This window comes from Brucella tritici (genome assembly GCF_902825325.1).
Taxonomy (GTDB): Bacteria; Pseudomonadota; Alphaproteobacteria; order Rhizobiales; family Rhizobiaceae; genus Brucella.
Genome location: NZ_CADEAR010000012.1, coordinates 94,371 through 120,410 on the forward strand (window position 1 = coordinate 94,371; position 26,040 = coordinate 120,410).

Below are 26,040 nucleotides of genomic sequence, written 5' to 3' on the forward strand. Positions count from 1 at the left end.
GTCAACAAGAGCAGATTGTTGATCGGAACAACAGTCAGTTTGTTGTCAATTAGCAACAGTCTTTACCGTTGCTTTAGGTTAGAAAGAGCTCAGGCACATTTTGCCCATTTCCCGCCACAAACAGGCGTCACCGATCATGGAAAGGCAGAAGCCACCAAAGTATTGAGAGCTATCAAGCTCCAGCAGGATAGGCAGGAATGACGAAGGGCGCGTTGTTGCACGGCAAACGGATTGGGAACAGGATCAACCCTGTTCGTACGCCCTTTATTCTTTCCAATGATGGTAAGGCTTTTTTCGGCCAAGATCGGGTCTCAGTCTTGACGAAAACAGCGTGCATTCTGTCCCCTATGAATGTTTCCTCCACTGAGTGTGAAAGACCAGCGTTGTGATGCGTATCCGCAGTTTTTCATATAGCGCCCTTGCTATGGCTCTCGGTTTGGCCATTGCCTGTAATAGCGCCTTTGCTTTCGACCTTAATGACGATTCCGAAAAGTCGAGAAGCCCGTTTGAACTCTTCAAGTTCGGCTTCTCCGCATACAAGAACGGTCACAAGGACGAGGCGATCAAGGCGCTGCGCTATGCTGCGGATCGCGGCCATCAGGGCGCAAAGTGGAAACTGGCCCGCATGTATGCCGATGGCGATGGCGTGCCGGAAAACGATTACGAAGCCTACAAGATTTTCGAAAAGATCGTTCGCGAGGGCTCGGAACCGGGGTCGGAAAACGACTCTTATGTGGCTGACGCTCTCGTGGCGCTTGCAGGTTATGTGAAGCGCGGCATTCCGGGCTCGCCGGTCAATGCAAATCCGGGCATGGCGCGCAATCTCTATGTGCAGGCCGCATCCAATTTCGGTGATTCAGCGGCCCAGTTCGAGCTTGGCAAGATGCTGCTCGATGGCGACGGCGGAGAACGCAATTCCGTGCAGGCCGCACGCTGGTTCCAGCTTGCCGCCAAGAAAGGCAATGCCGGTGCACAGGCCATGCTTGGCAATATGCTGTTTCAGGCAGGCAAGACCGTTCGCGGCCTTGCCATGATGACGGCGGCATTCGAGCGCTGCCCGACCGAGGATTGCCCATGGATACGCGATATGCAGGAACAGGCATTCTCGATTGCCGGTGAAGCAGATCGTCGTAATGCGATCGCACTCTCCAGTGACTATGCCACCAAAGGCGATTTCTGATCTTCGCCTAGAATTAGCCTCAGACTGAAAGCGTTATCGTCACCGGTACATGGTCGGACGGCTTTTCCCAGGCACGGACGTGCTTTTCCACATCACTTGATATGAAACGATTGGCCGCCTCTGGCGACAGCATCATATGGTCGATGCGGATGCCGTTGTTTTTCTGCCAGGCACCGGCCTGATAATCCCAGAACGAGTAAATCCCGGTGTCGTCGGTTGACGCACGGATTGCATCGGTAAAGCCCAGATTTTCAAGCCTGCGGAATGCCTGGCGCGATTGTGGCTTGAAGAGCGCGTCGCCAACCCACTGCTCGGGATTTTTGGCGTCGTACGGCTCGGGGATGACGTTGTAGTCACCGGCAAGCACCAGAGGTTCTTCCAGGGCAAGGCGGTCTTTCGCCCACAGTTCAAGCCGCTGCATCCACGAAAGCTTGTAGGGAAACTTTTCGGTATCTACCGGATTGCCGTTCGGCAGATAAAGCGAAACGACGCGGACAACGCCCTTGTCCGTCGAGTAGACGCCTTCGATGAAACGTGCCTGCTCATCACCATCGTCGCCGGGAAGGCCGCGATTGACCTCATCCGGTGATTTCCTGGACAGAAGCGCGACGCCGTTGAAGCCTTTCTGGCCATGTGTTTCCACATGATAGCCGAGCGCTTCAATCTCCAGACGCGGAAACTGGTCATCGACCGACTTGATTTCCTGCAGGCAGGCGATGTCGGGCGAGGACTCCTTCAGCCAATGCTGGAGGTTTTCGATACGGGCTTTGACGCCGTTGATGTTCCAGGTCGCGATTTTCATAACCCTATGATTATGCGCTTGGGGAGGTGAGGGCAAGCAGGGCGCAATCGCGCGTCACAGCTTTTCATCGCCCACAATTTCGATATCCGAGAAAAATTCGGCCCAAGACTATTTGTATTGGCGGTTTTGCATTCCTATTTGCTCTGGACAGGAGCCAAACAGGAGATATTCGAATGTTCGACGCCAAGAAACTTCTCGAACAGTTTCTGGGATCACAAGTACCCGGTACGTCGGGAAGTGTCCGCGACAAGGCCGGGCAGGTGACAGACCTGGCAAAGAAGAACCCGCTTGCAACGGGTGCCATCGCCGCAGCCATTCTTGGCACGAAGACCGGACGCAAGCTCGCGGGCAATGTGGCGACAGTGGGTGGCATTGCTGCCATCGCCGGATTGGGATATCTCGCCTACAAGAATTATAAGTCCGGTCAGGCACCGCAGGAAGCTGAACAGCCGGTTGCGAAAGAGCCTGAACTGCTTCCGCCGCCTCCGGCCGATTCTCCGTTCCACCCGCAATCTCCAGCCATGAGCAACAGTTTTGCGCTGACACTTGTGCAGGCGATGATTGCTGCCGCCAAAGCCGATGGCCATATTGATGATGCGGAGCGGGCTCGCATCATGGAGAAGGTGAAGATTTCTGGTCTCGACGATGAAGCGGAAGCCTTCCTTGAGAAGGAGCTTGCCGATCCCGTCGATCTCAATGTTCTGGTTTCAGCCGCACAGACGGAAGAGCAGAAGGTCGAGCTTTATACGGCGTCGCGCCTTGCGATAGACCCCGATAACAGGGCTGAACGCGGATATCTGGATATGCTGGCTGGTCGTCTCGGCCTGCCGGATGCCCTGGTGGACCATATCGAAGCGACGGTCGCTTCGGTAAAGGTTTAAGGCTGGTTGTTTCCCGGCAGCCATAAAAAAAACCGGCCGCCACATGGCAGCCGGTTTTAATTTTTTTCGTGCGTGCCAGTCAGATGGCGAAGCTGGTTCCGCAGCCGCAGGCCGAAGTGGCGTTCGGATTGCGGATCTGGAACGACTGTCCCATCAGATCATCGACGAAATCGATTTCCGAGCCATCCATATAGGGAACTGAAATGGAATCGATCAGCACCTTGGCGCCGAGCTTCTCGATGACGATGTCGTCGTCGGTCTGCTCATCAACCAGATCGTATTTATAGGAGAAGCCGGAACACCCGCCGCCTTCGACCGAAACGCGAAGGGCAGTCTTTCCCGGTTCCGATCCGAGAATCTTGGCGATCCGCTTTGCTGCGGAATCTGAAACGGTAATGCCTGTCATCTGCCTTGTTCCGTTTGCAATTACGAATATCGAACCGGACGATTTTTCCAGATTTCCGATAGCCGCATACTTGCCTTCATGATTAGCTGATAGCTATGAACGCGAACTGCGGAAGTCAATGTCTGTACCCGGTCCGCACCAGTTTTGTGTAATCATATTACAGTGAAGGATGCATCGCAATGTCGCTGGAAGGAATAGGCTTTGGTTATCGCGAACGCGCGCCCTATGCCTGTGATCCTGCACGAAGCCGTGGACGTCTGGTACCAGAGCCGGAAAGCCCAACCCGTACACCGTTTCAGCGCGACCGCGACCGTATCATCCATTCCACGGCGTTCCGTCGTCTGAAACATAAGACGCAGGTTTTCATCGCTCATGAAGGCGATCATCACCGCACACGTCTTACGCACACGATAGAAGTTGCCCAGATTGCGCGTGCCTTGGCTCGCGCATTACGGCTCGATGAAGATCTGGCCGAGGCGGTGGCGCTTGTCCACGATTTTGGCCACACACCCTTCGGTCATACCGGGGAGGAAGCGCTCAACGAGCGCATGAAGCCATTTGGTGGGTTCGATCACAATGCGCAGTCGCTCAGGATCGTGACCAAGCTCGAACATCGATATGCAGATTTCGACGGGCTTAATCTCTCGTGGGAAACGCTGGAGGGGTTGGTCAAGCACAACGGGCCTCTGTTGGGCGCGTTTGCGACGCATCCGGATGTTGCTGTTCCATTGCCGATTCTCGATTTCAATGAACGCTATGATCTGGAGCTCACGCGGTTCGCCAGTCTGGAAGCGCAATGTGCGGCCATTGCCGACGATATTGCCTATAATGCCCATGATATTGATGACGGTCTGCGGGCAGGGCTTTTGAGCCTTGAAGCTCTTGACGAAGTACCGTTGACGAAGCGCCTGCTCGATCTCGTGCGGACACGTTATCCGGATCTTGATCCCGTGCGAACCGGACATGAACTGGTGCGCAGGCAGATCACCATCATGGTGGAAGATGTGATCGAAGAGGCCCAACGTCGTCTGGCAGCGGCAAAGCCGCAGAGCGTGGAAGATGTGCACGGCCAGTCGCATGCACTGGTGGCGTTTTCCGATGCCATGCGCATCGACGAAAAGGTGTTGAAGCGGTTTCTGTTCAAGAACCTCTATTTCCACGACAGCGTCGTGGTGCGCAGGCATGCTGCCGACAAGATATTGCAGGACCTCTTTGATACCTGTTTCGCCAACTCCTCGATCTTGCCGCCAGAGTGGCAATCGGGCTGCGAGACGCTGGATGAGGCGGCTCGGGCGCGGCGGGTTGCCGACTATCTGGCGGGGATGACTGACAATTATGCCGTGCGAGAACACCGACGATTGTTTGACCACACACCCGATTTAGCTTAATCGGGGCCAAACGAAGCGGCATCTATCGGAAAATTGACTGGATTCCGCACTTTTTTGAACGAGCCGACACCGGAAAAGCAGGACTAAAAGCCCGGCGTAAGCCTGACAGGACAGACCATGAATATCTTTGCAGATTTCGACGCACGTATAAAAAAGACGTTGCAAGATATTGATCTGAAACCGAAAGACGGTGGCGAACTTGATCTTTCGCGCATCGGTGTCGAGCCGCCGCGAGATGCTTCCCATGGTGATATTGCCACCAATGCTGCGATGGTGCTTTCCAAGGCTGTCGGCCAGAACCCACGTGAGCTCGCCGGTCGTATCGCCGAGGCCCTTGCCGCAGACGAAGATGTCGAAACTGTCGATGTCGCCGGTCCGGGCTTCATCAATCTGCGTCTGAAGGCTACCTACTGGCAGCGCGAACTTTCCGCGATGCTGAACGAAGGCACGGATTTCGGTCGCTCGAAGCTTGGCACAGGATCGAAGGTCAATGTCGAATATGTTTCGGCAAACCCCACCGGCCCGATGCATGTCGGTCATTGCCGTGGCGCAGTCGTCGGCGATGTGTTGGCCAATCTGCTGAAATTCGCTGGCTATGATGTGGTCAAGGAATATTACATCAACGACGCCGGTGCGCAGATCGATGTGCTGGCACGATCCGTCATGCTGCGCTACCGCGAAGCACTCGGCGAAAATATCGGCGAAATTCCGTCTGGTCTTTATCCCGGAGACTATCTCGTTCCGGTCGGGCAGGAACTTGCCAAGGAGTTTGGCACGAAGCTTCTGGAAATGCCGGAAGCCGAAGCACTTGCTCTCGTAAAGGATCGCACGATCGATGCCATGATGGCGATGATCCGCGCCGATCTGGATGCGCTCAATGTGCACCATGATGTGTTCTTCTCCGAGCGCAAGCTGCATGTCGATCACGCACGGGCGATTCGCAATGCAATCAACGATCTGACGCTCAAGGGCCATGTCTATAAGGGCAAGCTGCCGCCGCCAAAGGGGCAGTTGCCGGAAGACTGGGAAGATCGCGAGCAGACCTTGTTCCGTTCGACGGAAGTGGGTGACGATATCGATCGTCCTTTGATGAAGTCTGACGGGGCTTTCACTTATTTTGCGGGCGACGTGGCATACTTCAAGGACAAGTACGACCGCGGCTTCAACGAGATGATCTATGTACTGGGCGCCGACCATGGCGGTTACGTCAAGCGTCTGGAAGCGGTCGCAAGAGCTGTTTCCGACGGCAAGGCCAAGCTGACGGTGCTGCTCTGCCAGTTGGTCAAGCTCTTCCGCGATGGCGAACCTGTGCGCATGTCGAAGCGGTCAGGTGAGTTTATCACGCTGCGCGATGTGGTGGACGAAGTCGGTCGTGACCCGGTTCGCTTCATGATGCTTTACCGGAAGAACGATGCGCCGCTGGACTTTGATTTTGCCAAGGTGACGGAGCAGTCCAAGGATAATCCCGTCTTCTACGTGCAATATGCTTCCGCACGTTGCCATTCGGTTTTCCGTCAGGCTGCGGACCAGCTTGGTCTCGCTGGTCTCGACCGAGTCGGCATGGCTGCGCATTTCGACAAGCTGACCGACGAAAGCGAAATTGCACTCGTTCGCAAGCTGGCCGAATATCCGCGTCTGATCGAGGCTGCAGCCGTTCATCAGGAGCCGCATCGGCTTGCTTTCTACCTTTATGACCTCGCCAGCGCGTTCCATTCGCAGTGGAATAGAGGCACAGAGAACCCGGACTTACGTTTTATTAAGGTTAACGATCCAGACTTGTCATTAGCCAGGCTAGGGCTGGTACAGGTTGTTTCCGATGTGCTGACTTCCGGATTGACGATAATCGGTGCGGATGCTCCAACGGAAATGCGCTAGAGTATAGTTCGAAGGTGAATGCCGTTTGAGACGGATTATACTCGAAGAATGGTCTCCGCAGTGTGCGGGCCGCGCTATGCGGTTCGAGATGAGTTCGGAGATCAGGCGGCTGTCACAAAGCTTTTCAGGTCGAAAGACTGATTGAAGGCAAAAGTTGGCAAGTCGAACAGGTGGAAGGCCATAATGAACGCAAGTCATTGGTCTTCCTTCTGGCGCAGGAAACTTCCGTCAACTTTTGCCCACATTGCCTCGCTAAAAAGCAATGTATGGAGACGTCTTGCGACGTCCAGGGTTTGAGTTAGGAACACGCCATGACGGACAGCAGTGCAAATCCCCGTAATTACGGCGAGCGTCCGTTGCACGAAGACGATCCACTGATGGAACTGTCACGGATCATGGACTTCGGCACGCCTGCTGATGACAACGTCGCTTGGAATGAGCGCCGACCTAGTTACTTTGAAGACAACCGGACAGAGCCGGGCTTCGATCCATCACTGGATCTGGAGCGCGAATTGCTCGGTGACTTCAATGATTATTCTCAGCCTACGGACCAGTCACAGTTCGCAGCGACGCCCACGCACGATGATTCTCATCTGTTGGATGAACCTCTGATTCATGAGGAAGAACTTGCTTCGGCTCTGGAAGACGAGCTTGATCTTCAAATGGATGAAGATGAGCAGGCGCCGGAATTGGAAGCGCCCTCATTCGAAGCACTTGAGTTTGAAGAAGCTGATCGTAGCGAACCGGTGCCGCAATTCGACTACAGCGATTATTCGGCTGCGCGCGATTCGAACGATGAGAGCTATGCCGCATCATCATCGGTCTATGTTCGCCGGGAGACTGTCGAACCGCTTCATATCGATCAGACCGATTACGATCCGACGATCTATCAGCCAGCCATTGAGCCGCATGAAGAGGCTTATCAGCCTGCGCGCGATCATGACTGGAACGTTCAGGCTGTCGAGCCAGCAGAGCAGTCCTATGCTGCCGTCACAGCGCCGGTCTCGCTTGAGGACGAACTGGAAAATCTCCTGTTCGGTGACGAGCCGCAGCCGGTGTCTCACGACGAAACCCACTTTTCCCAAGTCGCGTCCCATGTCGCGCCTGCAGAGGAACCCTACGTCCACCACGACGTGGTGCCCGTGCAGAATATCGGATATCAGGACGAGCAGGAGCTGGAAGACCTGCATTTCGACGATTTGCGACTTGATGAGCCAGCTTATGATGCCGCGCCACAGGCGGCTGCGGCTGTCGAAACCTACGCCGCTCAGCCTCAGGTTGTGCCTGCGGGGTATCCGTACTATACGCGGAGCAATTTCTCCTCAGGCGTTGCAGGGCAGGACACGGTAGCAACCGCGCCGCAGGCTGATTTCGCACCTGTTGCGGTTTCAGCGCCTTCGCTTGATGACGAGGACGATTTCTCTTTCGAAGACGACTTTTCCTTCGATGTTGAGGAAACAGCCGCCGCAATCGCTGCCGAAGGCACGGAAGACGATCTTTCGGAGCTGGATGAAATCAGCCTTTCGGAAGATGATTTTGGTTTTGAAACGTCTGGCGATGTTTCCAGCATTCAGGACGAGAATGTTTTCAGCGAAGATGATTTCTTCACGGAAGACGATCTCGATCTGAGCTCGGAACCTGTAGAAGAAGCCACCGCCTATGCACATGCGGTACGCTCCGACGACGATTACCGCTCGTCTCCGGCTTCATTCTCGCAGTTTGGCAGTACTCATGCGGCTGCGGTCAGCGCGCCTGCGCCCGAAGTCGAAACCTTGAGCGTGGCCGAAGAAAAAGTCGAGCAGACGCATTCCCTCGATTTGCCGGAAATCAATTACGGCGAAGAAGAAACCAATGCCGGACTGACTGATCTCGAAGCGGAATTCGCCGAGGTCTTCAATACGGTCGGTGTGGATGAAACGGCTAAAACCGACGCGCAGAGCGAAGCTGACAGGGCTTTTGAGGACATATTCCGCGAAAGCGCTTCGAGCTATCTGCCAAACTCCGGTGCCAGCCTCGGTGCTGCCGTGGGCGCTGCCGCAATGGGCGTTGGTGCTGCCGCTGCTGCGGGGGCATATGGCCGCTCGCAGGCAACGGCCCAGGCGCCAGCGCAGTCAAAAGCCTCCAATCCATTGGGCAATGAAGACGACTTCTACAATCATTGGGCAGCCCAGGGCGCACAGACCCTTGAAGGCGGCGACTATGGCGAACGCGCTGCGATGCAGGCGGAAGACGATCTTGGCAGCGCCGCCGAGGCCTATCGCAATCGTCCGGTTCGTGGCCGTCGCGGCCTCATTCTGGCCAGCGTGGCCGGTGTGGCGGTGCTTCTTGGCGGGATCGGCTATCATTTCCTCGGAGGAAGCGGCTCCGGTGAACCGGTTGTGATTCGCGCCGACAATCAGCCGATCAAGATGCAGCCGGAAAATCCGGGCGGTGCCACAGTGCCGAACCAGGACAAGGCGGTTTATGATCGCGTTGCGGGTACGCTGCCGAATAATCCGGAACAAAAGTCCCTGATTACTTCCGGTGAAGAGCCGGTGGATATTTCCGGTACTGATGACAGCGAGAACATGGCGGACAATACGCCAGACGAGCAGCCCGTAGCGAACAATGCCCCGGTCGAGAATCAGAACGCGAACCACAATGCGCCGTTGGTCCAGCCGCGCGAAGTGGAAACCATGATCGTTCGCCCGGATGGTTCTATCGTCCAGCCTTCTTCGGCACCGGAGGAAACCGCTTCGCAACTGCCTCCGGCAAACAATACTGCTCAGCCGGTGGCTCCTGCCGGTGGCGATGAAATCGCTGCGCTGGCCGCTGGCAATGCACCTGCAGAACCGGATGCGCAAACACCTGCACCGGCTCATCAGGCACAACAGCCTCAGCCGGCCGCGGAAGCGCCGCGTCTTCCTGTCCGTGCTCCGGTGGTGCCATCACGGCCTGCTGAACAGCCGGTCAACATCGTCGGCAATGTTCCGCAGCGCACGCAGGCCCCGGCTGCTGCCAATCCTGCTCCAGCTCCGGCAGCGTCGCAGGTTGCGTCGGCAGCAGGTGCAGGCGGTTATTTCATTCAGATTGCGTCACAGCCATCAGCCGAGCTGGCACAGAAGTCCTATGCCAACATGGCCCAGAAGTATGGCAGCGTGATCGGTGGCCGCAGCGTCGACATCAAGCGTGCCGACATTCCGGGCAAGGGCACCTACTATCGTGTCCGCGTTCAGGGCGGCTCCAAGGAAGATGCATCGGCACTTTGCGGACGCCTCAAGTCCGCTGGCGGCAGCTGCTTTGTGACGCAGTGATTTGTCGGACATTGATTATTGAAAGGGCGGCCTCGGTCGCCCTTTTTCATGGGTGCGCCGAGCATGGCGCGTGGTGCGCAATCACCGTTTGACCGGGATGGTATCCGGTCGATGACTTGGAGGTGAAAGTCCTCTACGGGCCCTGGTGATGGGAACCGTTAGCCGAACAGCAAGGGCGTCGTCGTGAGGCGGGGTCTGAAGGAAGCTGTAAGCAAAGTGCCGGCCTGACGAACAGGAAGCGCATAAGAGGCAGTCGCATCAGGGCAAGGGGGCCCATTTACCCAAAGCCCGATATTCACCTGGATGATGCGGCTGTAGATGCGACAGGTATATGGCATGAAGGTCACGCGTCTTACCTCGGGAGGTCTGTTGCCTCGCCACCGGCAACGGTGTGCTACCGCGGCTGAGAAGCGACGGGACAGGGCGGCAGAAGTCAGCAGATGCCGTAGTAGCCGGGACCATCTGGTGAAGGGTTGAACATGAAGTGTCGGATGGAGAACGGTCTTTCGATGACGACAGCAGATGCAGACAATGGGGCCGAAATTCCCCATGCCCATGCGGAAGGTAGTGGCCGGAAGCCGCGAGAGGATGCCTTGGGCGCATCAAACGTCACGGCAGGACCGTCCACCTCACAACCGAAGGCAGCGATGCAACTGATGGAAATGATCATCAGTCGCGAAAACATGATGGCGGCCTTACACCGGGTGGTGTCGAACAAGGGAGCGGCGGGCATCGACAAGATGAGCGTTGGCGACCTGAAGCAGCATCTGGTATCGCATTGGCCGCGCATTAGGGAAGACCTTTTGGCGGGGCGGTATGAGCCAGCGCCGGTGCGCGGGGTTGAAATCCCCAAGCCCGGTGGCGGGAACCGCCTTCTTGGCATTCCCACGGTTCTCGACCGGCTCATCCAGCAGGCGATACATCAGGTGCTGATGCCGATCTTCGACCCAGACTTCTCCAATTCCTCTTTCGGCTTTCGGCCGGAGCGGAGTGCCCATGATGCGATCCTTGCCGCGCGGTCCCATGTGGCCGACGGTTACCGCGTTGTGGTCGATCTTGACCTGGAGAAGTTCTTCGACCGGGTAAACCACGATATGCTGATGGCACGAGTGGCGCGCAAGGTTTACGACAAACGGGTGCTGCGGTTGATCCGCCGCTATCTGCAAGCCGGGTTGATGATGGGCGGGATGACGACAATGCGAAGCGAGGGAACGCCGCAGGGCGGTCCGCTGTCTCCGCTATTATCAAACGTCTTGCTCGACGATCTGGACAAGGAACTGGAACAGCGCGGACATCGCTTCTGCCGCTACGCCGACGACTGTAATATCTATGTGCGGTCAATGCGTGCCGGTCAACGGGTGATGGCTTCGCTCACCACCTTCCTTGAAAAGAGGCTGAAGCTGAAGGTCAACGCCACCAAGAGCGCTGTTGATCGTCCATGTAACCGGGTCTTTCTGGGCTACTCAATGACGGCTCACCGTATGCCCCGCCTTAAGGTGGCGGTACAAAGTGTGAAACGTCTTCGTGGTAAACTGAAAGCCCAGTTCCGGGCTGGGCGTGGCCGGGCCATTGACGTCATCATCAAGGAACTTGTGCCGATCCTGCGCGGTTGGACAGCCTACTTCAAGCTGGCCGATGTGAAGGGGACGTTTGAGGAACTGGATGGATGGGTTCACCGCAAACTGCGGGCGACCCTGTGGCGGCAATGGGCGAAACCAGCCGCGTGCGCAAGAAACCTGATGCAACGGGGCATCAAGAAGGAGCGTGCATGGATAAGTGCCAGCAATGGCCGGGGACCATGGTGGAATGCAAGAACCCCGCACATGCACGAAGCCTTACCCAATGCCTACTTCACCAAGCTCGGGCTGATCTCGTTCCTGAAGGAACATCGACGCCTACACTACGCTTCATGAACCGCCGTATACGGAACCGTACGTACGGTGGTGTGGGGGGAGGGCCTAAAATGCCCTCCTACCCGATTCGGTTCATCGTTTTACATGACAATCCCGAGGCGACCTGCCAGATCCTGGATATATTGCCATGCAACACGTCCCGAACGGTTTCCGCGTGTCGTGGACCATTCCAACGCTTCGGCGTGCATCTTGGCCGGATCGTAAGCCAGCTTAAAATAGGCCGCATAGCCGTCGACCATGGCGAGATAATCGTCCTGGCTGCATTTGTGGAAGCCAAGCCAGAGACCGAAACGGTCTGAAAGCGATACTTTTTCCTCAATGGCTTCCGAAGGATTGATTGCCGTCGAGCGCTCATTGTCGATCATGTCACGCGGCATCAGATGACGCCGGTTCGACGTCGCATAGAAGATCACATTGCCGGGGCGACCTTCCACGCCGCCTTCAAGCGCGGCCTTGAGCGATTTGTAGGACGTATCGTCATGATCGAAGGAAAGGTCGTCGCAGAATAGGATGAAGCGATAGTCCGTTTCCTTGATGAGGTTCATCAATGTTGGAAGGCTATCGATATCCTCGCGATGAATTTCGATCAGCTTGAGCGGAGTGCGGTCCGGCATTTCTGCGTTCACGCTGGCCTGCGCAGCCTTGACGAGCGAGGATTTGCCCATGCCGCGCGCTCCCCAGAGCAGCACATTATTGGCTGGAAATCCCTTTGCGAAGCGGCGGGTATTGTCTACGAGCTGGTCACGTACCAAATCTACGCCACGGATCAGTGCGATATCCACTCGGTTAACATGGCTGACCGGATCCAGGGTCAGTCGTTCGGGAGCCCAGACAAAGCAGTCTGCGGCATCAAGATCGGGTGTTTTGGCTTCCGGCGGCGCAATGCGTTCCAGAGCGGCGATCAAACGGTCCAGTTTCTGGCTGAGTATGTCTTCGGTCGTCATTTCATGCCCCTGATGATAGGGGTAACGGCTTAACATGTCACAGCGGAGGCGAAAAGTGTGCGACCTTGGCGCAGGCGAGGTCATCGCCGGTTGCATTTGGCGCGCTAACCATTGTAATGCCGATAATAATTTGTCTTCGAGACTTCAGAGGAGTTCCTAATGTTCGTAACACCGGCTTTCGCTCAGGCATCCGGCGGCGCTGTTGGACCAGATATGCTCATGAGCATTCTGCCGTTCATCCTGATCTTCGTGATCATGTACTTCCTTATTATCCGCCCGCAGCGGACCCAGATGAAGAAGCGTCAGGAAATGCTGACCCAGGTTCGTCGCGGCGATACCGTCGTGACCGGCGGCGGCATTGTCGGCAAGGTACAGAAGGTTGTTGACGACAACGAACTTGAAGTCGAAATCGCTGAAGGCGTTCGCATTCGCGTCATGCGCAGCACGCTGATGGATGTTCGCGTGAAGGGCGAACCCGTCGCCGACAACAAGAACAAGTAATTCTTTTTACGACACGCAGGCCCCGGTAAGATTTCCATAACCGGGGCCTGCGCATTATTCGGTATGCGCTAATATACGATGCGTGTGCCACGACGCCGGAGAGCGGTTCGCAACAGGTGAACTCCGGCATGCTCTATCCAAGCTGATACGGAATTGCTGCTCTATGCTCTATTTTTCACGCTGGAAATCTGCCCTGATCTGGCTCGCGGTTCTCGTGAGTTTTATCATCGCATCCCCTAACTTTTTCTCGCGTGAAACGTTGGCGAAGCTGCCAAATTTCCTGCCGAAGCAGCAGATCGCCCTCGGGCTTGATCTCTCCGGCGGCTCTCGTCTGGTTCTGCAAGTGCAGAATGCGGGACGAGGGGACCTCGAGCGCACAGCCAATATTATGCGGCAGCGCCTGGAGGAGCTTGGTTATGGCAAACCTCTTGTTGAAGCGGAAAACCGCAATCAGATTCGGGTCGAAGTTCCCGGCGTTTATGACGCGCAGCTTCTGAAAGACATTCTCAGCGTTCGCGGCGACTTCTCTTTCCGGGCTGTAGACAGCACCATGTCGCCGGATGACGCCATTCGTGGCACACCACCGGCTGACAGTGAAATCATTTATTCCTATGACGATCCGCCGGTCGGCTATCTCGTCAAGAAGCAGCCGATTCTGACTGGCGCCAATGTGACTGACGCCAAGGCGACGCTGTCGGACGACGATACTGAGCCTCTCATCACACTGACGTTGGACGATGCAGGCCGCAAAAGCCTTGCCGAAGCAACATCGCATCTGGTTGGTGGTAGCTTTGCTATCGTCGTTGACAACCAGATCGTTTCCGCGCCCGCTGTCGATGAGAAGCTCGACACCAACGAGCTGCAGATTTCAGGTGCTTTCGATCTTCAGGCCGCCAACAACATGGCGGTTGTGCTGCGGTCCGGTGCGCTGCCACAGAACGTAACGGTTCTGGAAGAACGTACGATCGCATCGGCTTTGGGCGAAGACTATGCCAGCGCTGCCGCATTGGCGGCATTGCTTGCGGCACTGCTCGTCGGCCTGTTTATGGTCTTGTCCTACGGAATCCTTGGTGTGATCGCCATGATCGCACTGGCCGTCAACATCATCATCCTGACAGCCATACTTTCGCTGATCGGCGCTTCGATCAGTCTCGCCAGCATTGCCGGTCTGGTGCTCACGATCGGCTTGGCCGTTGACGCCCACATCCTGATTTATGAGCGCGTGCGCGAAGATCGCCGCAAAGGCTATTCTGTTGTTCAGGCGATGGAATCCGGCTTCTATCGCGCTCTTTCGACCATCATCGACGCAAACCTAACCACACTTATTGCAGCGCTTGTTCTGTTCCTGCTCGGATCGGGAACGGTTCATGGCTTCGCGCTGACGGTGGCGGTTGGTATCGGCACCACGCTTTTCACGACGCTTACCTTCACTCGCCTGCTGATCGCGCAGTGGGTGCGCACGGCCAAGCCGAAGGAAGTGCCGAAGCGTCGTCTGAAACTGGTTCCGACTGTAACGCACATTCCGTTCATGCGTCTGCAATTCGTGACGCTCGGCATCTCGGTACTGGCCTGCGCCATCGTGGTCGCATTGTTCGTCAATATCGGCTTCAACTACGGCATTGATTTCCGTGGCGGCTCGATGGTCGAGTTGCAGGCCCGTAGCGGCGACGCCAACCTTGAGGATATCACCGAGCGCCTTACCGAACTCAACATCGAAAGCGCCCGTGTCCTGCCGGCAAAGTCCCCGCGCTCTGCCCTTGTCATTATAGGCAGTCAGGAAGTTGGCGACGATGCCGAACAAACCGTCGCCGTGAAACTGCGTGGAGAGTTCGAGCAGGATTATTCGTTCCAGCGCGTCGAAGTCGTTGGCCCGACAGTTTCGGAACAGCTTTCCCGCGCCGGTATTCTGGCGGTTATTCTGTCACTGATCGGCATCTTTATCTACGTATGGGTTCGGTTCCGCTGGCAACTCGCGCTTGGCGCGGTGCTGTCGACCTTGCACGACGTTATCATCCTTGCGGGCATGTTCATCGTGTTTCGCATGGAGTTCAATCTGTGGAGCGTCGCGGCAATCCTGACGATCATTGGTTACTCGTTGAATGATACGGTCGTGATTTACGACCGCGTGCGCGAGAATCTGCGGGTCTATAAAAGCGCACCATTGCCTGCCATCATCGATGCCTCGATCAACCAGACACTGTCGCGTACCTTGCTGACGTCCTTTGTGACATTTCTGGCGCATATTCCGCTCTATGCCTTCGGTGGCGCGGATATCCGCAGCTTTGCGCTGGCGCTCAGTGTTGGTATTATTGTTGCAAGCTATTCATCGATCTTCATCGCCGCTCCATTGCTGGTTCAGTTCGGCCTCAAGCCGCGCGGGCCGGATGAATCCAGCGATCAAATGGATGATGAACTGGCGCAATCGCTGAATTTGGAAAGCTGAAAATGGCCAAAGGGATAGAGATACGCGAGGCCCATTTTCCGGGCCGTGCTCCCATTGATGCCTATGGCGACGGCGGCTTCCGTTTTGCCGAAATGTCGCATCGCGGCTCCATTCTTTGCCTGCCTTCGGGCATTCACGGCTGGGAACCTACGACACCGCCGATACTGGGCAAAGCCGATCTCAAGATGATCCTTGAGCAGGCATCCGATATTGAAATTCTGCTGGTGGGCACAGGCATGGATCTGCGCCGTATTCCAGAAGACGTGCGCGCTATCCTGCGCGAACACCGCATTTCTTCTGATCCCATGAGTACAGGTGCCGCCGTTCGCACCTATAATGTGCTTCTGGCCGAAGATCGTGCGGTCGCGGCGGCGTTGATTGCTGTAGACTGACATCATGAACGAAAATGAGGCTCATTGCCTGGCGTTGCTACGCGAAGCTGACCGGGATCGCTACCTTTCAGTGCTTTATGCACCGGAGGATCGTCGCGGCGGTTTGGCTGCGTTGTATGCGTTTAATGCGGAAGTTGCGCGTATCCGTGATCTGGTCCACGAACCGCTACCGGGTGAAGTCCGGTTGCAATGGTGGCGCGATCTCATCAACGGCGAGGCGAGGGGTAGTGCAGAAGCGCATCCCGTTGCCGCAGCGCTGATCGGCACCATTGAAAAATATGAACTGCCGCGAACTGCTTTCGACAATTATTGCGAAGTGCGCATCTTCGATCTTTATGATGACCCGATGCCCAGCCGCAATGATCTGGAAGGTTATTGCGGTGAAACCGCATCGGCTATCATTCAGTTAGCCGGCTTTATACTGGACAGAGATGCCGCGCAGGCACAGACGGAAACAACCGGCCATGCTGGCGTGGCGCAGGCAGTGACAGGCCTGCTTCGCCTTATGCCTATTCACCGGCAGCGCGGGCAACTCTATGTTCCCGCTGATATGTTGCAGGCAGTCGGCGTGACGCGCGAGGCATTTATCGCTGGCGAAGACAAGGCTGCTGTCGAGCGCGTGATCAGCATCATGCTGGCTTTCGCGCGTGAACATCTGGCAATTTTCGAGAAGAATAAATCAGAGTTGCCGAAGAGCCTCGCTCCGGCGTTTCTGCCTTTGGCGCTGGCTCCAGCCTATCTGCGAGCAATCGAGCGCCTGGGCGCGCAGGCTGCGGAAAAGGTGGCGGACATTTCTGCCATTCGAAAGCAATGGCTCATGTTTAGAGCCAATTTCTGAGCAGGCAGAGCCGATGGGCTTTAGTTCAATCGAACGAAGCCCATCGCAATATCACTCAGCCGATCCTAGCCCCGAGCCCAGCCATTGACGGCAATCAGCCAGAGCACGTACGGAAAGCGCTTGCTTCTTGGCAACAGTCTTTTCCTTGCCGCGCAGACGCTTGCCTTCCGGCTTTGGAACATCGACCGGCGGGAACAGGCCGAAATTCACATTCATTGGCTGGAACGAACGCTTGCCCGGCTCATCGTCGGCAACGATGTGTCCACCTGTAATATGACCGAGCAGGGCGCCAAATGCAGTTGTTCCCGGCGGTGGCGTCGGCGTTTGCCCCAACTTTTCTGCTGCGGTGAAACGACCTGCCAGCAAGCCGATGGCTGATGATTCGACATAGCCTTCACAGCCTGTCACCTGACCGGCAAAGCGCAATGTTTCGCGTGATTTCAGGCGAAGCGTGCCGTCGAGCAGCACGGGAGAATTCAGGTATGTGTTGCGATGAAGACCACCGAGACGTGCGAATTCCGCATTTTCCAGGCCCGGAATCATCTTGAAGATGCCGGTCTGGGAGCCGTATTTCAGCTTCGTCTGGAAGCCGACCATATTGTAGAGCGTGCCGAGCGCATTGTCCTGGCGGAGCTGCACGACGGCATAAGCCTTTACAGTCGGATTATGGGCATTGGTGAGGCCCATCGGCTTCATCGGGCCATGACGCAAGGTTTCCGGCCCGCGTTCGGCCATCACTTCGATCGGCAGGCAACCATCGAAATAGGGTGTGCCTTCCCATTCCTTGAAGTCGGTCTTGTCGCCTTCGACCAATGCGGCCACGAACGCCTCATACTGTTCCTTGTCCATGGGGCAGTTGATATAGTCCTTTCCGGTGCCGCCGGGGCCAACCTTGTCATAGCGCGACTGGAACCAGCAGACATCCATATTGATCGAATCAAAATGGATGATCGGAGCAATGGCATCAAAGAAGGCCAGAGCATCAGCACCGGTCTGCGCCTGGATGGCTTCAGCCAGTGAAGGCGCGGTCAGAGGTCCGGTGGCAACGATGGTCGTTCCCCATTCCTCTGGCGGAAGACCGGTCACTTCTTCCCGAACAATTGTAATCAGTGGATGGGCTTCAAGCTTGGCAGTGACGGCCTGTGAAAAGCCTTCGCGGTCGACAGCCAATGCGCCACCGGCCGGGACCTGATGGGCATCGGCGCACGCCATGATGAGCGATCCGGCAAGGCGCATTTCGGCGTGAAGAACGCCGACGGCATTGGTTTCGGCATCATCCGAGCGGAAAGAGTTGGAACAGACGAGCTCGGCAAGCTGCTCGGTCTTGTGGGCATCGGTGCCGCGCACGGGACGCATTTCGTGCAATATGACGGGCACGCCCGCCTGCGCGAGCTGCCATGCAGCTTCAGAACCGGCAAGGCCGCCGCCGACGACGTGAACGGGAGAAAGATCGGATGTGTTTAACATGGGCCATTCCCTTATCGCCTTTGCTGAACGCCTTCAATGGAGAAGGCTCGCCAAGGATGGGAATCATGCCGCAAAAAGAAATGGCATCCGTCGCGGGAGGAGGAGCGACGGATGCCATTATGGTAAGACCGGCATTGGGAGGACGAGAACCGGCCTTGTTATCGCAAAACCTGGGAGGAGGATGGCTCTGCGATGAACCAGGTCTGGTGGGAGGAGGATCCAGACTTGGAGAAACTTTAAAGCTCGTTGAATTAGCGAGCCCTGGTCTTTAACGGGCTTTGGTCTGGCGAGCCACGAACGGGATGTCCGCGCGGGAGATGCCAAGATCGTTCAGCTCACGGGTGGAGAGCTGGCTGAGTTCATTGACGGTGTCGCGGTAACGGCGCCAGTTGTTGTAAGAGCGGAGGAGGTTCATCGTGCTATTCCTTCATCGTTGAGGAACTGGAGTTCTGTTCAATTCATCTCGTTTGTTGCCCATGATATAAGCTATTGTTTTCGCAGGTTGCAGACCCGAGTTTGCATAGCTGCTCTGCGGGTTCTGCACGACAGGTTAAATCGATTAGACTGGTTGGGCACAAAATTGCCGCAAAGCGATTTGATGCACTCTTTGCCGGCATCACAGTTTCCTATATGTTCTCAACCGCTTACGGTTGCGACAGCAACAACTGACAGAATGACCAGGAGCTAATTTGTCATTTTCCATTTCTGTTGAACGCCTGATCGAGAGATGGCAGCGGGACGGTCTGATCGATGCGGAAACAGCATCGAAACTGAATGCCGACCTTGAAAAACGCGCTTCGGTCTTCAGCCTCGGTTCTGTTCTAGCCGCGCTTGGCGGGCTGCTTCTCGGCGCAGCCGTTATCATGCTGGTTGCCGCGAACTGGCAGGAAATGCCACGCCTTATGCGCATCGGCCTTATATTCGTTCTGATATGGGTGAGCTATCTCGGTGGGGCCTGGCGGCAGTCTCGTGGTGACAAGTTGTTCCCGGCGACACTCTATATTGTAGGAGCTGCGTCATTTGGAGCAGGGCTGGCGCTTGTAGGGCAAATGTATCATTTGTCCGGCGATATCCACTCTGCCGCAATCTATTGGTCTGGCGGCGTTCTGGTTTCGGCTTTTCTTCTACGTGCGCCGGTACTGGCGGCGTTCGGCGCGGGTGTTGCCTGCTTTTATCTTTCGATCTATGTGTTTGATACCTCGTCCTATGACGATGTGACCTATCGCTGGATTGGCCCGTTGCTTTTGCTGTTCGGCGCTGCGGCGGCCTTGTTCACACGCTCGCGACATGCAGCACATCTGTGGGCCATGTTCTCCATCGGCTGGGCTCTGCTCGTCTATGCGGAACATGAGAGCAATACGGTGCTGGTGCTTATGCTGATCGTGGGAATCGGCCTGATTCTGGCTGACGGTTTTGCCCATGCCACGGTGGAGAGACTGACCCGCTTCGCTCATCCGCTTGCGGCATACGGCTTGGCTCTCGCATTGCTGGCGCTTGTCACGCTTCAGATCAACCAGATGGTCTCCTATTCCAACGTTAGTGCAAGTCTGGACCGCGACATATTATATAGTATCTTCATATTGGCGCTCGCGATCGGGGCGATTGCTGTGGCTGGTCGAAATAATGGCGGCCTGCGCTCCATCGCCTATGCCGCATTTTCGATCCAGGTACTCTATCTGGCTTTTGAGACGGTCGGCACCATGATCGGAACATCCGGGTTTTTCCTGACTGCGGGTATTCTCGTGCTGCTGCTGGCTGCTTTTGTGCGACGCATGGAGAACCGCTTTGGAAAGACGAGCAGCGTGGAGGCCCGACCATGACTATTCGATTCAAATGGCTCTATGTCGGGGCGACCATCACTGCATTGCTGCAAACCGGCATTCTTTATGCAGGCATAGAAAAACGCGCCTCTGTCCTGCGCTCAGGCTCGGAAGTGACGCTGCAGACGGAACCTTTCGACCCGCGCGACCTGATGCGCGGCGATTACGTTGTTCTGGGTTACGAAATTTCCAGTCTGTCCCGAAAGAACATACAAGGTGAGCGTCCTGCCGGTTCGCAAATCGTCTATGTGGCAGTGAAACCCGATGCAGACGGGATAGCACGGTTCTCACGCGCCTCATTCGTTCCGCTTTCAGAACTTGCTGCGGGCGAAGTGCAGATTCGGGGCGAGGCGGCCTATTCCATATTCGATGATCCGGAATCGAATATCCGTCTCAATTTCGGCATTGAACGATATTATGTACCCGAGGGGCAGGGACGCGCGATTGAAGACAGCCAGCGGGAGCGGCGGATTACCGCCATTGTGGCGGTTGATCCGAAGGGAATGCCGGTCATTAAGGCCCTGCAGGAAGACGGAAGGCAGCTCTATCAGGAGCCTCTTTATTGATCCTGTCATCACGCACTGTTTCAAAAGGGTTGGCTGACGCGACAGGATCGCTATATAGAGACGGAAAGGGCAGGAAGAGCTCAGCCTGATCGAACCTTGTAAATCTATGCAGGGCAGGCGGCTTTTTTCCTTTGAACCGGGAAAATTGGATGATATAGAGACGCGCGCTTTCGAGGGGCGGTTCAATATCTGAGACGAATTATGGTGCCTTCTGAGGAATGTACATCGGTTCAGAAGCGGATGTGGCGAAATTGGTAGACGCACCAGATTTAGGTTCTGGCGGGAGACCGTGGGGGTTCGAGTCCCTCCATCCGCACCAACTGCCATAAGGCAAAAGAATTTCTCTCCCGCGACAAGGCAAACAGGCCGGTAACGGCGGGACAATGACAAGAAGTGAAGGTTTGAACATGCAGGTTACCGAAACGCTCAATGAAGGGCTGAAGCGCGAGATCAAAGTCGTGGTTCCGGCCAAGGACCTCGAAGCCAAGCTCGCAGAGCGGCTGGAAACTGCGCGTGACCGCGCCAAGATCAACGGTTTCCGTCCGGGCAAGGTGCCTGCGGCTCACCTCCGCAAGATGTACGGCAAGTCCTTCATGGCGGAAATCGTCAACGAAATCCTCAATGACTCGTCGCGTTCGCTTCTTGCTGAACGTAACGAAAAGTCGGCTACACAGCCTGAAGTCATCATGTCGGAAGACGAAAAAGAGGCCGAACAGGTTCTCGACGGCAAGGCCGATTTCGTTTTTTCGCTTAACTACGAAGTTCTGCCGGCAATCGAAGTCAAGGACTTCTCGAAGATCGCTGTTACCCGTGAAGTCGTCGATATTTCCGATGAGGAAGTTGACGATCAGGTCAAGCGCATCGCTTCGTCGACCCGCACCTTCGAAACCAAGAAGGGCAAGGCCGAAAACGAAGATCGCGTTACGATCGACTATCTGGGCAAGCTCGACGGCGAGCCGTTCGACGGCGGCGCGGACAATGACGCACAGCTCGTTCTCGGTTCCGGCCAGTTCATTCCTGGCTTCGAAGAGCAGCTCGTTGGCGTCAAGGCTGGCGACGAGAAGGTTATCAACGTAACTTTCCCTGCTGAGTACGGCGCTGCCCATCTGGCTGGCAAGGAAGCTACCTTCGACATCAAGGTCAAGGAAGTTGCCAAGCCGAACGAACTGGTCCTCGATGACGAAACTGCAAAGAAGCTCGGCATCGAATCGCTTGAGCGTCTGCGTCAGGTCGTTCGTGAACAGATCGAAAGCCAGTACGGCCAGATCACCCGCCAGAAGGTAAAGCGTCAGATTCTCGACGCTCTGGACGGCGACTATCAGTTTGAAACGCCGCAGAAGCTTGTTGACGCCGAGTTCAACAACATCTGGCAGCAGATCAACTTCGACCTGCAGCAGGCTGGCCGCACGTTCGAAGACGAAGAAACCACTGAAGAAGCCGCTCGCGAAGAATATCGCAAGCTTGCTGAGCGTCGCGTGCGCCTCGGTCTGGTTCTGTCGGAAATCGGCGAAAAGGCTGGCGTTGAGGTTTCTGAAGAAGAACTGCAGCGCGCTGTTTACGATCAGGTTCGTCGCTATCCGGGCCAGGAAAAGGAAATCTACGAATTCCTGCGCAAGACGCCGGATGCCGTTGCCAACCTTCGCGCTCCGATCTTTGAAGAAAAGGTCGTTGACCATCTGCTCGCCAATATCAACGTGACCGACAAGAAGGTTTCGAAGGAAGAGCTGACGGCTGAAGACGAAGATGCAGCTTCGGAAGCAAAGCCTGCCAAGAAGGCTGCAGCGAAGAAGAAGGCCGCTCCTAAGAAGAAGGCTGACGAAGGCAAGTCCGAAGAGGCTTGATCTTTGCTCCCAGCATGAATTCGGAAAGGCCGCGCATAGCGCGGCCTTTTCGTTTTGCGATCATGGAAATGGTGGCTGAAAAGCTTGCATCCGGTGGGGCTTTGCTCTAGCCAATACAACAATCAGTTTCAGCCCAATCACAGTATTGTCGAGCCAGTAATGTCCCTAATCGATACGCGTATACCTGAACCCAAACGCTTTATCTCCGGCGCGACCGGCGACTGGGAAGTCGTCATCGGCATGGAAGTCCATGCGCAGGTCACGTCAGAATCGAAGCTGTTTTCCGGCGCTTCCACCTCGTTCGGCGCAGAGCCTAATTCGAATGTTTCTCTGGTTGATGCTGCCATGCCGGGCATGCTGCCGGTCATCAATCTGGAATGCGTCAAGCAGGCGGTTCGCACGGGCATTGGGCTCAACGCTCAGATTAATTTGAAGTCGGTTTTCGATCGCAAGAATTATTTCTATCCCGATCTGCCGCAGGGCTATCAGATTTCGCAGTTCAAGCAGCCAATCGTTGGCGAAGGCAAGATCATGATTTCGGTCGGCCCGGACAATAAGGGCCAGTTCGAAGACGTGGAAATCGGCATCGAACGCCTGCATCTGGAACAGGATGCAGGCAAGTCCATGCACGACCAGCATCCGACCATGTCCTATGTGGACCTGAACCGTTCTGGCGTAGCCTTGATGGAAATCGTGTCGAAGCCGGACTTGCGTTCCTCCGATGAAGCACGCGCTTATCTGACCAAGTTGCGCACGATTGTCCGCTATCTCGGCACGTGCGACGGCAACATGGATGAAGGCTCGATGCGCGCCGACGTGAATGTCTCCGTGCGCCGTCCGGGCGGTGAATTCGGTACACGTTGCGAAATCAAGAACGTCAATTCGATCCGCTTCGTCGGTCAGGCAATTGAATATGAGGCTCGCCGCCAGATTGCCATTCTCGAGGACGGTGGCTCCATCGATCAGGAAACACGCCTGTTCGATCCGGTAAAGGGTGAAACCCGGTCCATGCGCTCCAAGGAAGAAGCGCATGACTATCGCTATTTCCCTGATCCGGACCTTCTGCCACTCGAGTTCGACCAGGCATTCGTGGATGCGCTGGCAGTGGACCTGCCGGAACTGCCGGACGTCAAGAAGCAGCGCCTCGTCGAGAAGCAGGGTATCTCGATCTATGATGCATCGATTCTCGTTACCGAGAAGGCTATTGCTGATTATTATGAAGCCGTTGCTGCCGGTCGTGACGGCAAGGCCGCAGCGAACTGGGTCATCAACGACCTCCTTGGCGCGCTGAACAAGGCTGGCAAGGACATTGAGGAATCACCGGTCAGCCCCGAACAGCTTGGTGCTGTCATCGACCTCATCAAGGAAGGCACGATTTCCGGCAAGATCGCCAAGGATCTTTTCGAGATCGTCTGGAATGAGGGTGGCGATCCGAAGAAACTCGTTGAAGAACGTGGCATGAAGCAGGTCACGGACACCGGTGCCATTGAGAAGGCTGTGGACGACGTCATTGCGGCCAATCCGGAAAAGGTGGAGCAGGCAAAAGCCAAGCCGACACTGGCCGGCTGGTTTGTCGGTCAGGTCATGAGGGCGACCGGCGGTAAAGCCAACCCGCAATCTGTCAATGAACTGGTCAAGGCCAAGCTCGGGATTGAAGAGTGATGTGGGTCAGAAGTGCGACGGAGGCTGATCTCAAGGCAGTGCACGAGCTGCTTGTCTCGACCTGGCACGCGACCTTTGATGACATCCTTGGGCGGGAAACGGTGGATGCCGTTACCGCCCAATGGCACAGCATTGGTGTTCTGAAGGCCAATCTGAAGAAGCCCTATTCTGAATTCATCGTTGCCGATAACGGCAATGGCGGCATTGACGGCATGGCTTTTGCCAGCCAGTCGGAAGAAGGCAAGGCTTCGCTGCATCAGCTTTATGTTCGTCCCGACACACAGGTTCAGGGTATCGGGACGATGCTTCTCGCTGAAATAGAGATGGCTTTTCCCGACGTTCGTACGATGAAGCTTGAAGTGATCGAGAGAAACGCCAAAGCTGTGAACTTCTACGAGCGCAAGGGCTATGCCAAAGTCGGCCGCAATGAAGATTGGGGTGATCCCAATTGCAAGGAGCCGGTGCTGGTGATGGAAAAGTCGCTCGAGAGCTGGAATATGTAAAGCATATCTCCCAAAGTGGAGACCGGTTTGGGGATTAAGACATGTGGGCATGTAGAAGCCTGAAGCGCGTCGCGTTTTGGGCTCATCATACTCTTGTGACAGCGGCAACTTGACCCTTGCCATGGCCGGTCGATAGGGCCATAAGCAAGAAAACCCGGTGGTTTCGGTCACCTGTGGCAATAATGGATCTGGAATAGGTCATGAAGAAATTTATTACGCAAGTTTTCACCTGGTGGAACGGCCAGACGCTCGGCACGCGGTTTCATACGTGGCGCAAGGGCGAGCGCGTCGGTGAAGACGAGTTCGGCAATATCTATTATCAGGGTGGCAAGGACTCCGAAGGTCGCACGCGTCGCTGGGTAATCTTCAATGGCTATGCGGAAGCAAGCGCTATTCCTCCCGGCTGGCATGGCTGGATGCATCATCGCGTCGACACGCCGCCTACCAAGGAAGACTACAAGCCACGTGACTGGCAGAAGCCGCACCTGCAGAACCTGACCGGTTCTCCGCTGGCTTACCGTCCGAAAGGCGCTATTGCTCGTCCGGGTACGGAACCTGCGGAGCGTCCGCGCGTGACCGGCGAATACGATGCCTGGACACCGGGCAACTGATAATCGGTTTTGATTTTTGTCCGGCGCGTTAATCCGCGCCGGATTTCTTATATGTCCGCCTTTTGACGCTATTGCAGAAAAGGTTTGAGGATAGACGGCTTGCTTCATGCCGATGGCTGTATTGCGGCTTGCGACAGGGCAACGAATCGTCACATTTCATGCTTAGGAATTGTTCCTGCTTAATTTAAACCCTTTGGATGCGGATTTCCGTTTTGACGAAGCAATCTCACGGCACGGCTGGCAACGGGAAAAACTCGATCAAAAGGGCTGTTCAAATCGCCCTGATTTCATTGATTGCGACCACCAGCAGCTTTCAGACAGCCATGGCCGAACGCATCACCAATCCGGTTGCTGAGTTCTCGGGTCTCGATAAAATCACCGGACGCATCACGACATTCGATGTCTATATCAATGAGACGGTCCAGTTTGGTGCGCTTCAGGTAACGCCGAAAGTCTGCTATTCGCGCACGGAGAATGAAGCGCCGCGCACGGATGGCTTCGTTGAAGTGGATGAAATCACGCTGGATCGAAAGATTCGCCGTATCTTTACTGGCTGGATGTTTGCCGATAGTCCGGGTCTCAATGCTGTCGAGCATCCGATCTATGACGTCTGGCTGAAGGACTGCAAGCAGAAGTCGGAAGTGCCGCCGCCGGATCAGCGCAACTAGTGTGGTGGATTTGAATCCGAAATTCGTTCGCAACCCCGCTCCAGAG

The 26,040-nt window shown here is 55.8% G+C and carries 22 protein-coding genes and 1 tRNA gene; 18 read left to right on the forward strand and 5 right to left on the reverse strand.

Annotated elements, in window-relative coordinates; translation table 11 throughout:
• Positions 1 to 388 precede the first annotated feature (388 nt).
• Positions 389 to 1,180: a tetratricopeptide repeat protein gene (locus HWX93_RS17480; protein ID WP_061346430.1), complete on the forward strand. Its 792-nt coding sequence runs from the start codon at positions 389 to 391 to the stop codon at positions 1,178 to 1,180.
• Positions 1,181 to 1,199: 19 nt separating this feature from the next.
• On the opposite strand, the gene xth is transcribed toward HWX93_RS17480, so the two are convergent.
• Complete coding sequence (gene xth / locus HWX93_RS17485) at positions 1,200 to 1,982, reverse strand: exodeoxyribonuclease III (protein ID WP_151557388.1); 783 nt, start codon at positions 1,980 to 1,982, stop codon at positions 1,200 to 1,202.
• Positions 1,983 to 2,155: 173 nt separating this feature from the next.
• Between xth and HWX93_RS17490 the strand changes: the two genes are divergently transcribed.
• Positions 2,156 to 2,863: a tellurite resistance TerB family protein gene (locus HWX93_RS17490; protein WP_151557390.1), complete on the forward strand. Its 708-nt coding sequence runs from the start codon at positions 2,156 to 2,158 to the stop codon at positions 2,861 to 2,863.
• A 79-nt stretch (positions 2,864 to 2,942) separates the two neighbouring features.
• Here HWX93_RS17490 and erpA read toward each other — a convergent pair whose 3' ends face one another.
• Positions 2,943 to 3,269: an iron-sulfur cluster insertion protein ErpA gene (erpA, locus tag HWX93_RS17495; protein WP_006471759.1), complete on the reverse strand. Its 327-nt coding sequence runs from the start codon at positions 3,267 to 3,269 to the stop codon at positions 2,943 to 2,945.
• A 179-nt stretch (positions 3,270 to 3,448) separates the two neighbouring features.
• On the opposite strand from erpA, the gene HWX93_RS17500 reads away from it, so the two are divergent.
• The 4 genes from HWX93_RS17500 to ltrA all read left to right on the forward strand — a co-directional run bounded on the left by HWX93_RS17500 (position 3,449) and on the right by ltrA (position 11,738).
• Positions 3,449 to 4,657 carry a deoxyguanosinetriphosphate triphosphohydrolase gene (locus HWX93_RS17500; protein WP_151557392.1) on the forward strand — a complete coding sequence of 403 codons (1,209 nt, stop codon included), beginning with the start codon at positions 3,449 to 3,451 and terminating at the stop codon, positions 4,655 to 4,657.
• 117 nt (positions 4,658 to 4,774) lie between these two features.
• A complete protein-coding gene (argS, locus tag HWX93_RS17505) occupies positions 4,775 to 6,532 on the forward strand; it encodes an arginine--tRNA ligase (RefSeq protein WP_151651451.1) in 1,758 nt (585 codons plus the stop codon).
• A gap of 311 nt (positions 6,533 to 6,843) precedes the next feature.
• Positions 6,844 to 9,825 (forward strand): SPOR domain-containing protein, encoded by a 2,982-nt coding sequence (locus HWX93_RS17510; RefSeq protein ID WP_176038084.1) that lies wholly within the window; start codon positions 6,844 to 6,846, stop codon positions 9,823 to 9,825.
• 509 nt (positions 9,826 to 10,334) lie between these two features.
• Positions 10,335 to 11,738, forward strand: coding sequence for a group II intron reverse transcriptase/maturase (gene ltrA, locus HWX93_RS17515; protein WP_139975403.1), 1,404 nt, complete (start codon positions 10,335 to 10,337; stop codon positions 11,736 to 11,738).
• Positions 11,739 to 11,818: 80 nt separating this feature from the next.
• On the opposite strand, the gene HWX93_RS17520 is transcribed toward ltrA, so the two are convergent.
• Positions 11,819 to 12,682, reverse strand: coding sequence for an ATP-binding protein (locus HWX93_RS17520; protein ID WP_151557996.1), 864 nt, complete (start codon positions 12,680 to 12,682; stop codon positions 11,819 to 11,821).
• Between the two features lie 159 nt (positions 12,683 to 12,841).
• Here HWX93_RS17520 and yajC point away from each other — a divergent pair, with 159 nt between their 5' ends.
• The 4 genes from yajC to HWX93_RS17540 all read left to right on the forward strand — a co-directional run bounded on the left by yajC (position 12,842) and on the right by HWX93_RS17540 (position 16,856).
• Positions 12,842 to 13,183 (forward strand): preprotein translocase subunit YajC, encoded by a 342-nt coding sequence (gene yajC, locus HWX93_RS17525; protein WP_010661250.1) that lies wholly within the window; start codon positions 12,842 to 12,844, stop codon positions 13,181 to 13,183.
• A gap of 163 nt (positions 13,184 to 13,346) precedes the next feature.
• Positions 13,347 to 15,626 (forward strand): protein translocase subunit SecDF, encoded by a 2,280-nt coding sequence (gene secDF, locus HWX93_RS17530; RefSeq protein ID WP_235920557.1) that lies wholly within the window; start codon positions 13,347 to 13,349, stop codon positions 15,624 to 15,626.
• Positions 15,627 to 15,628: 2 nt separating this feature from the next.
• A complete protein-coding gene (locus HWX93_RS17535; RefSeq protein WP_151557994.1) occupies positions 15,629 to 16,018 on the forward strand; it encodes an Mth938-like domain-containing protein in 390 nt (129 codons plus the stop codon).
• A 4-nt stretch (positions 16,019 to 16,022) separates the two neighbouring features.
• Positions 16,023 to 16,856, forward strand: a complete 834-nt coding sequence (locus tag HWX93_RS17540) for a phytoene/squalene synthase family protein (RefSeq protein ID WP_151557992.1) — start codon at positions 16,023 to 16,025, stop codon at positions 16,854 to 16,856.
• Between the two features lie 51 nt (positions 16,857 to 16,907).
• On the opposite strand, the gene trmFO is transcribed toward HWX93_RS17540, so the two are convergent.
• Entirely contained in the window at positions 16,908 to 18,323 is a 1,416-nt protein-coding gene (gene trmFO / locus HWX93_RS17545; RefSeq protein WP_151557990.1) for a methylenetetrahydrofolate--tRNA-(uracil(54)-C(5))-methyltransferase (FADH(2)-oxidizing) TrmFO, read from the reverse strand.
• Between the two features lie 268 nt (positions 18,324 to 18,591).
• Positions 18,592 to 18,738: a DUF1127 domain-containing protein gene (locus tag HWX93_RS17550; RefSeq protein ID WP_006466676.1), complete on the reverse strand. Its 147-nt coding sequence runs from the start codon at positions 18,736 to 18,738 to the stop codon at positions 18,592 to 18,594.
• A 274-nt stretch (positions 18,739 to 19,012) separates the two neighbouring features.
• Between HWX93_RS17550 and HWX93_RS17555 the strand changes: the two genes are divergently transcribed.
• The 8 genes from HWX93_RS17555 (at position 19,013) to HWX93_RS17590 (ending at position 25,994) form a co-directional block, all read left to right on the forward strand.
• Positions 19,013 to 20,143, forward strand: coding sequence for a DUF2157 domain-containing protein (locus tag HWX93_RS17555; protein WP_176038085.1), 1,131 nt, complete (start codon positions 19,013 to 19,015; stop codon positions 20,141 to 20,143).
• Entirely contained in the window at positions 20,140 to 20,709 is a 570-nt protein-coding gene (locus HWX93_RS17560; RefSeq protein WP_151557985.1) for a GDYXXLXY domain-containing protein, read from the forward strand. Before HWX93_RS17555 ends, HWX93_RS17560 begins: the two co-directional genes overlap by 4 nt.
• A gap of 236 nt (positions 20,710 to 20,945) precedes the next feature.
• Positions 20,946 to 21,028 (forward strand) — tRNA-Leu (locus HWX93_RS17565).
• Positions 21,029 to 21,116: 88 nt separating this feature from the next.
• Positions 21,117 to 22,550, forward strand: coding sequence for a trigger factor (tig, locus tag HWX93_RS17570; protein ID WP_268878386.1), 1,434 nt, complete (start codon positions 21,117 to 21,119; stop codon positions 22,548 to 22,550).
• A gap of 159 nt (positions 22,551 to 22,709) precedes the next feature.
• A complete protein-coding gene (gatB, locus tag HWX93_RS17575) occupies positions 22,710 to 24,212 on the forward strand; it encodes an Asp-tRNA(Asn)/Glu-tRNA(Gln) amidotransferase subunit GatB (RefSeq protein ID WP_109987683.1) in 1,503 nt (500 codons plus the stop codon).
• Positions 24,212 to 24,715 carry a GNAT family N-acetyltransferase gene (locus HWX93_RS17580; protein ID WP_151557981.1) on the forward strand — a complete coding sequence of 168 codons (504 nt, stop codon included), beginning with the start codon at positions 24,212 to 24,214 and terminating at the stop codon, positions 24,713 to 24,715. The genes gatB and HWX93_RS17580 overlap by 1 nt, the downstream gene beginning before the upstream one ends.
• A gap of 200 nt (positions 24,716 to 24,915) precedes the next feature.
• Positions 24,916 to 25,326 (forward strand): NADH:ubiquinone oxidoreductase subunit NDUFA12, encoded by a 411-nt coding sequence (locus tag HWX93_RS17585; protein WP_010661260.1) that lies wholly within the window; start codon positions 24,916 to 24,918, stop codon positions 25,324 to 25,326.
• 197 nt (positions 25,327 to 25,523) lie between these two features.
• Positions 25,524 to 25,994, forward strand: a complete 471-nt coding sequence (locus HWX93_RS17590; RefSeq protein ID WP_151557979.1) for a DUF2155 domain-containing protein — start codon at positions 25,524 to 25,526, stop codon at positions 25,992 to 25,994.
• Positions 25,995 to 26,040 lie beyond the last annotated feature (46 nt).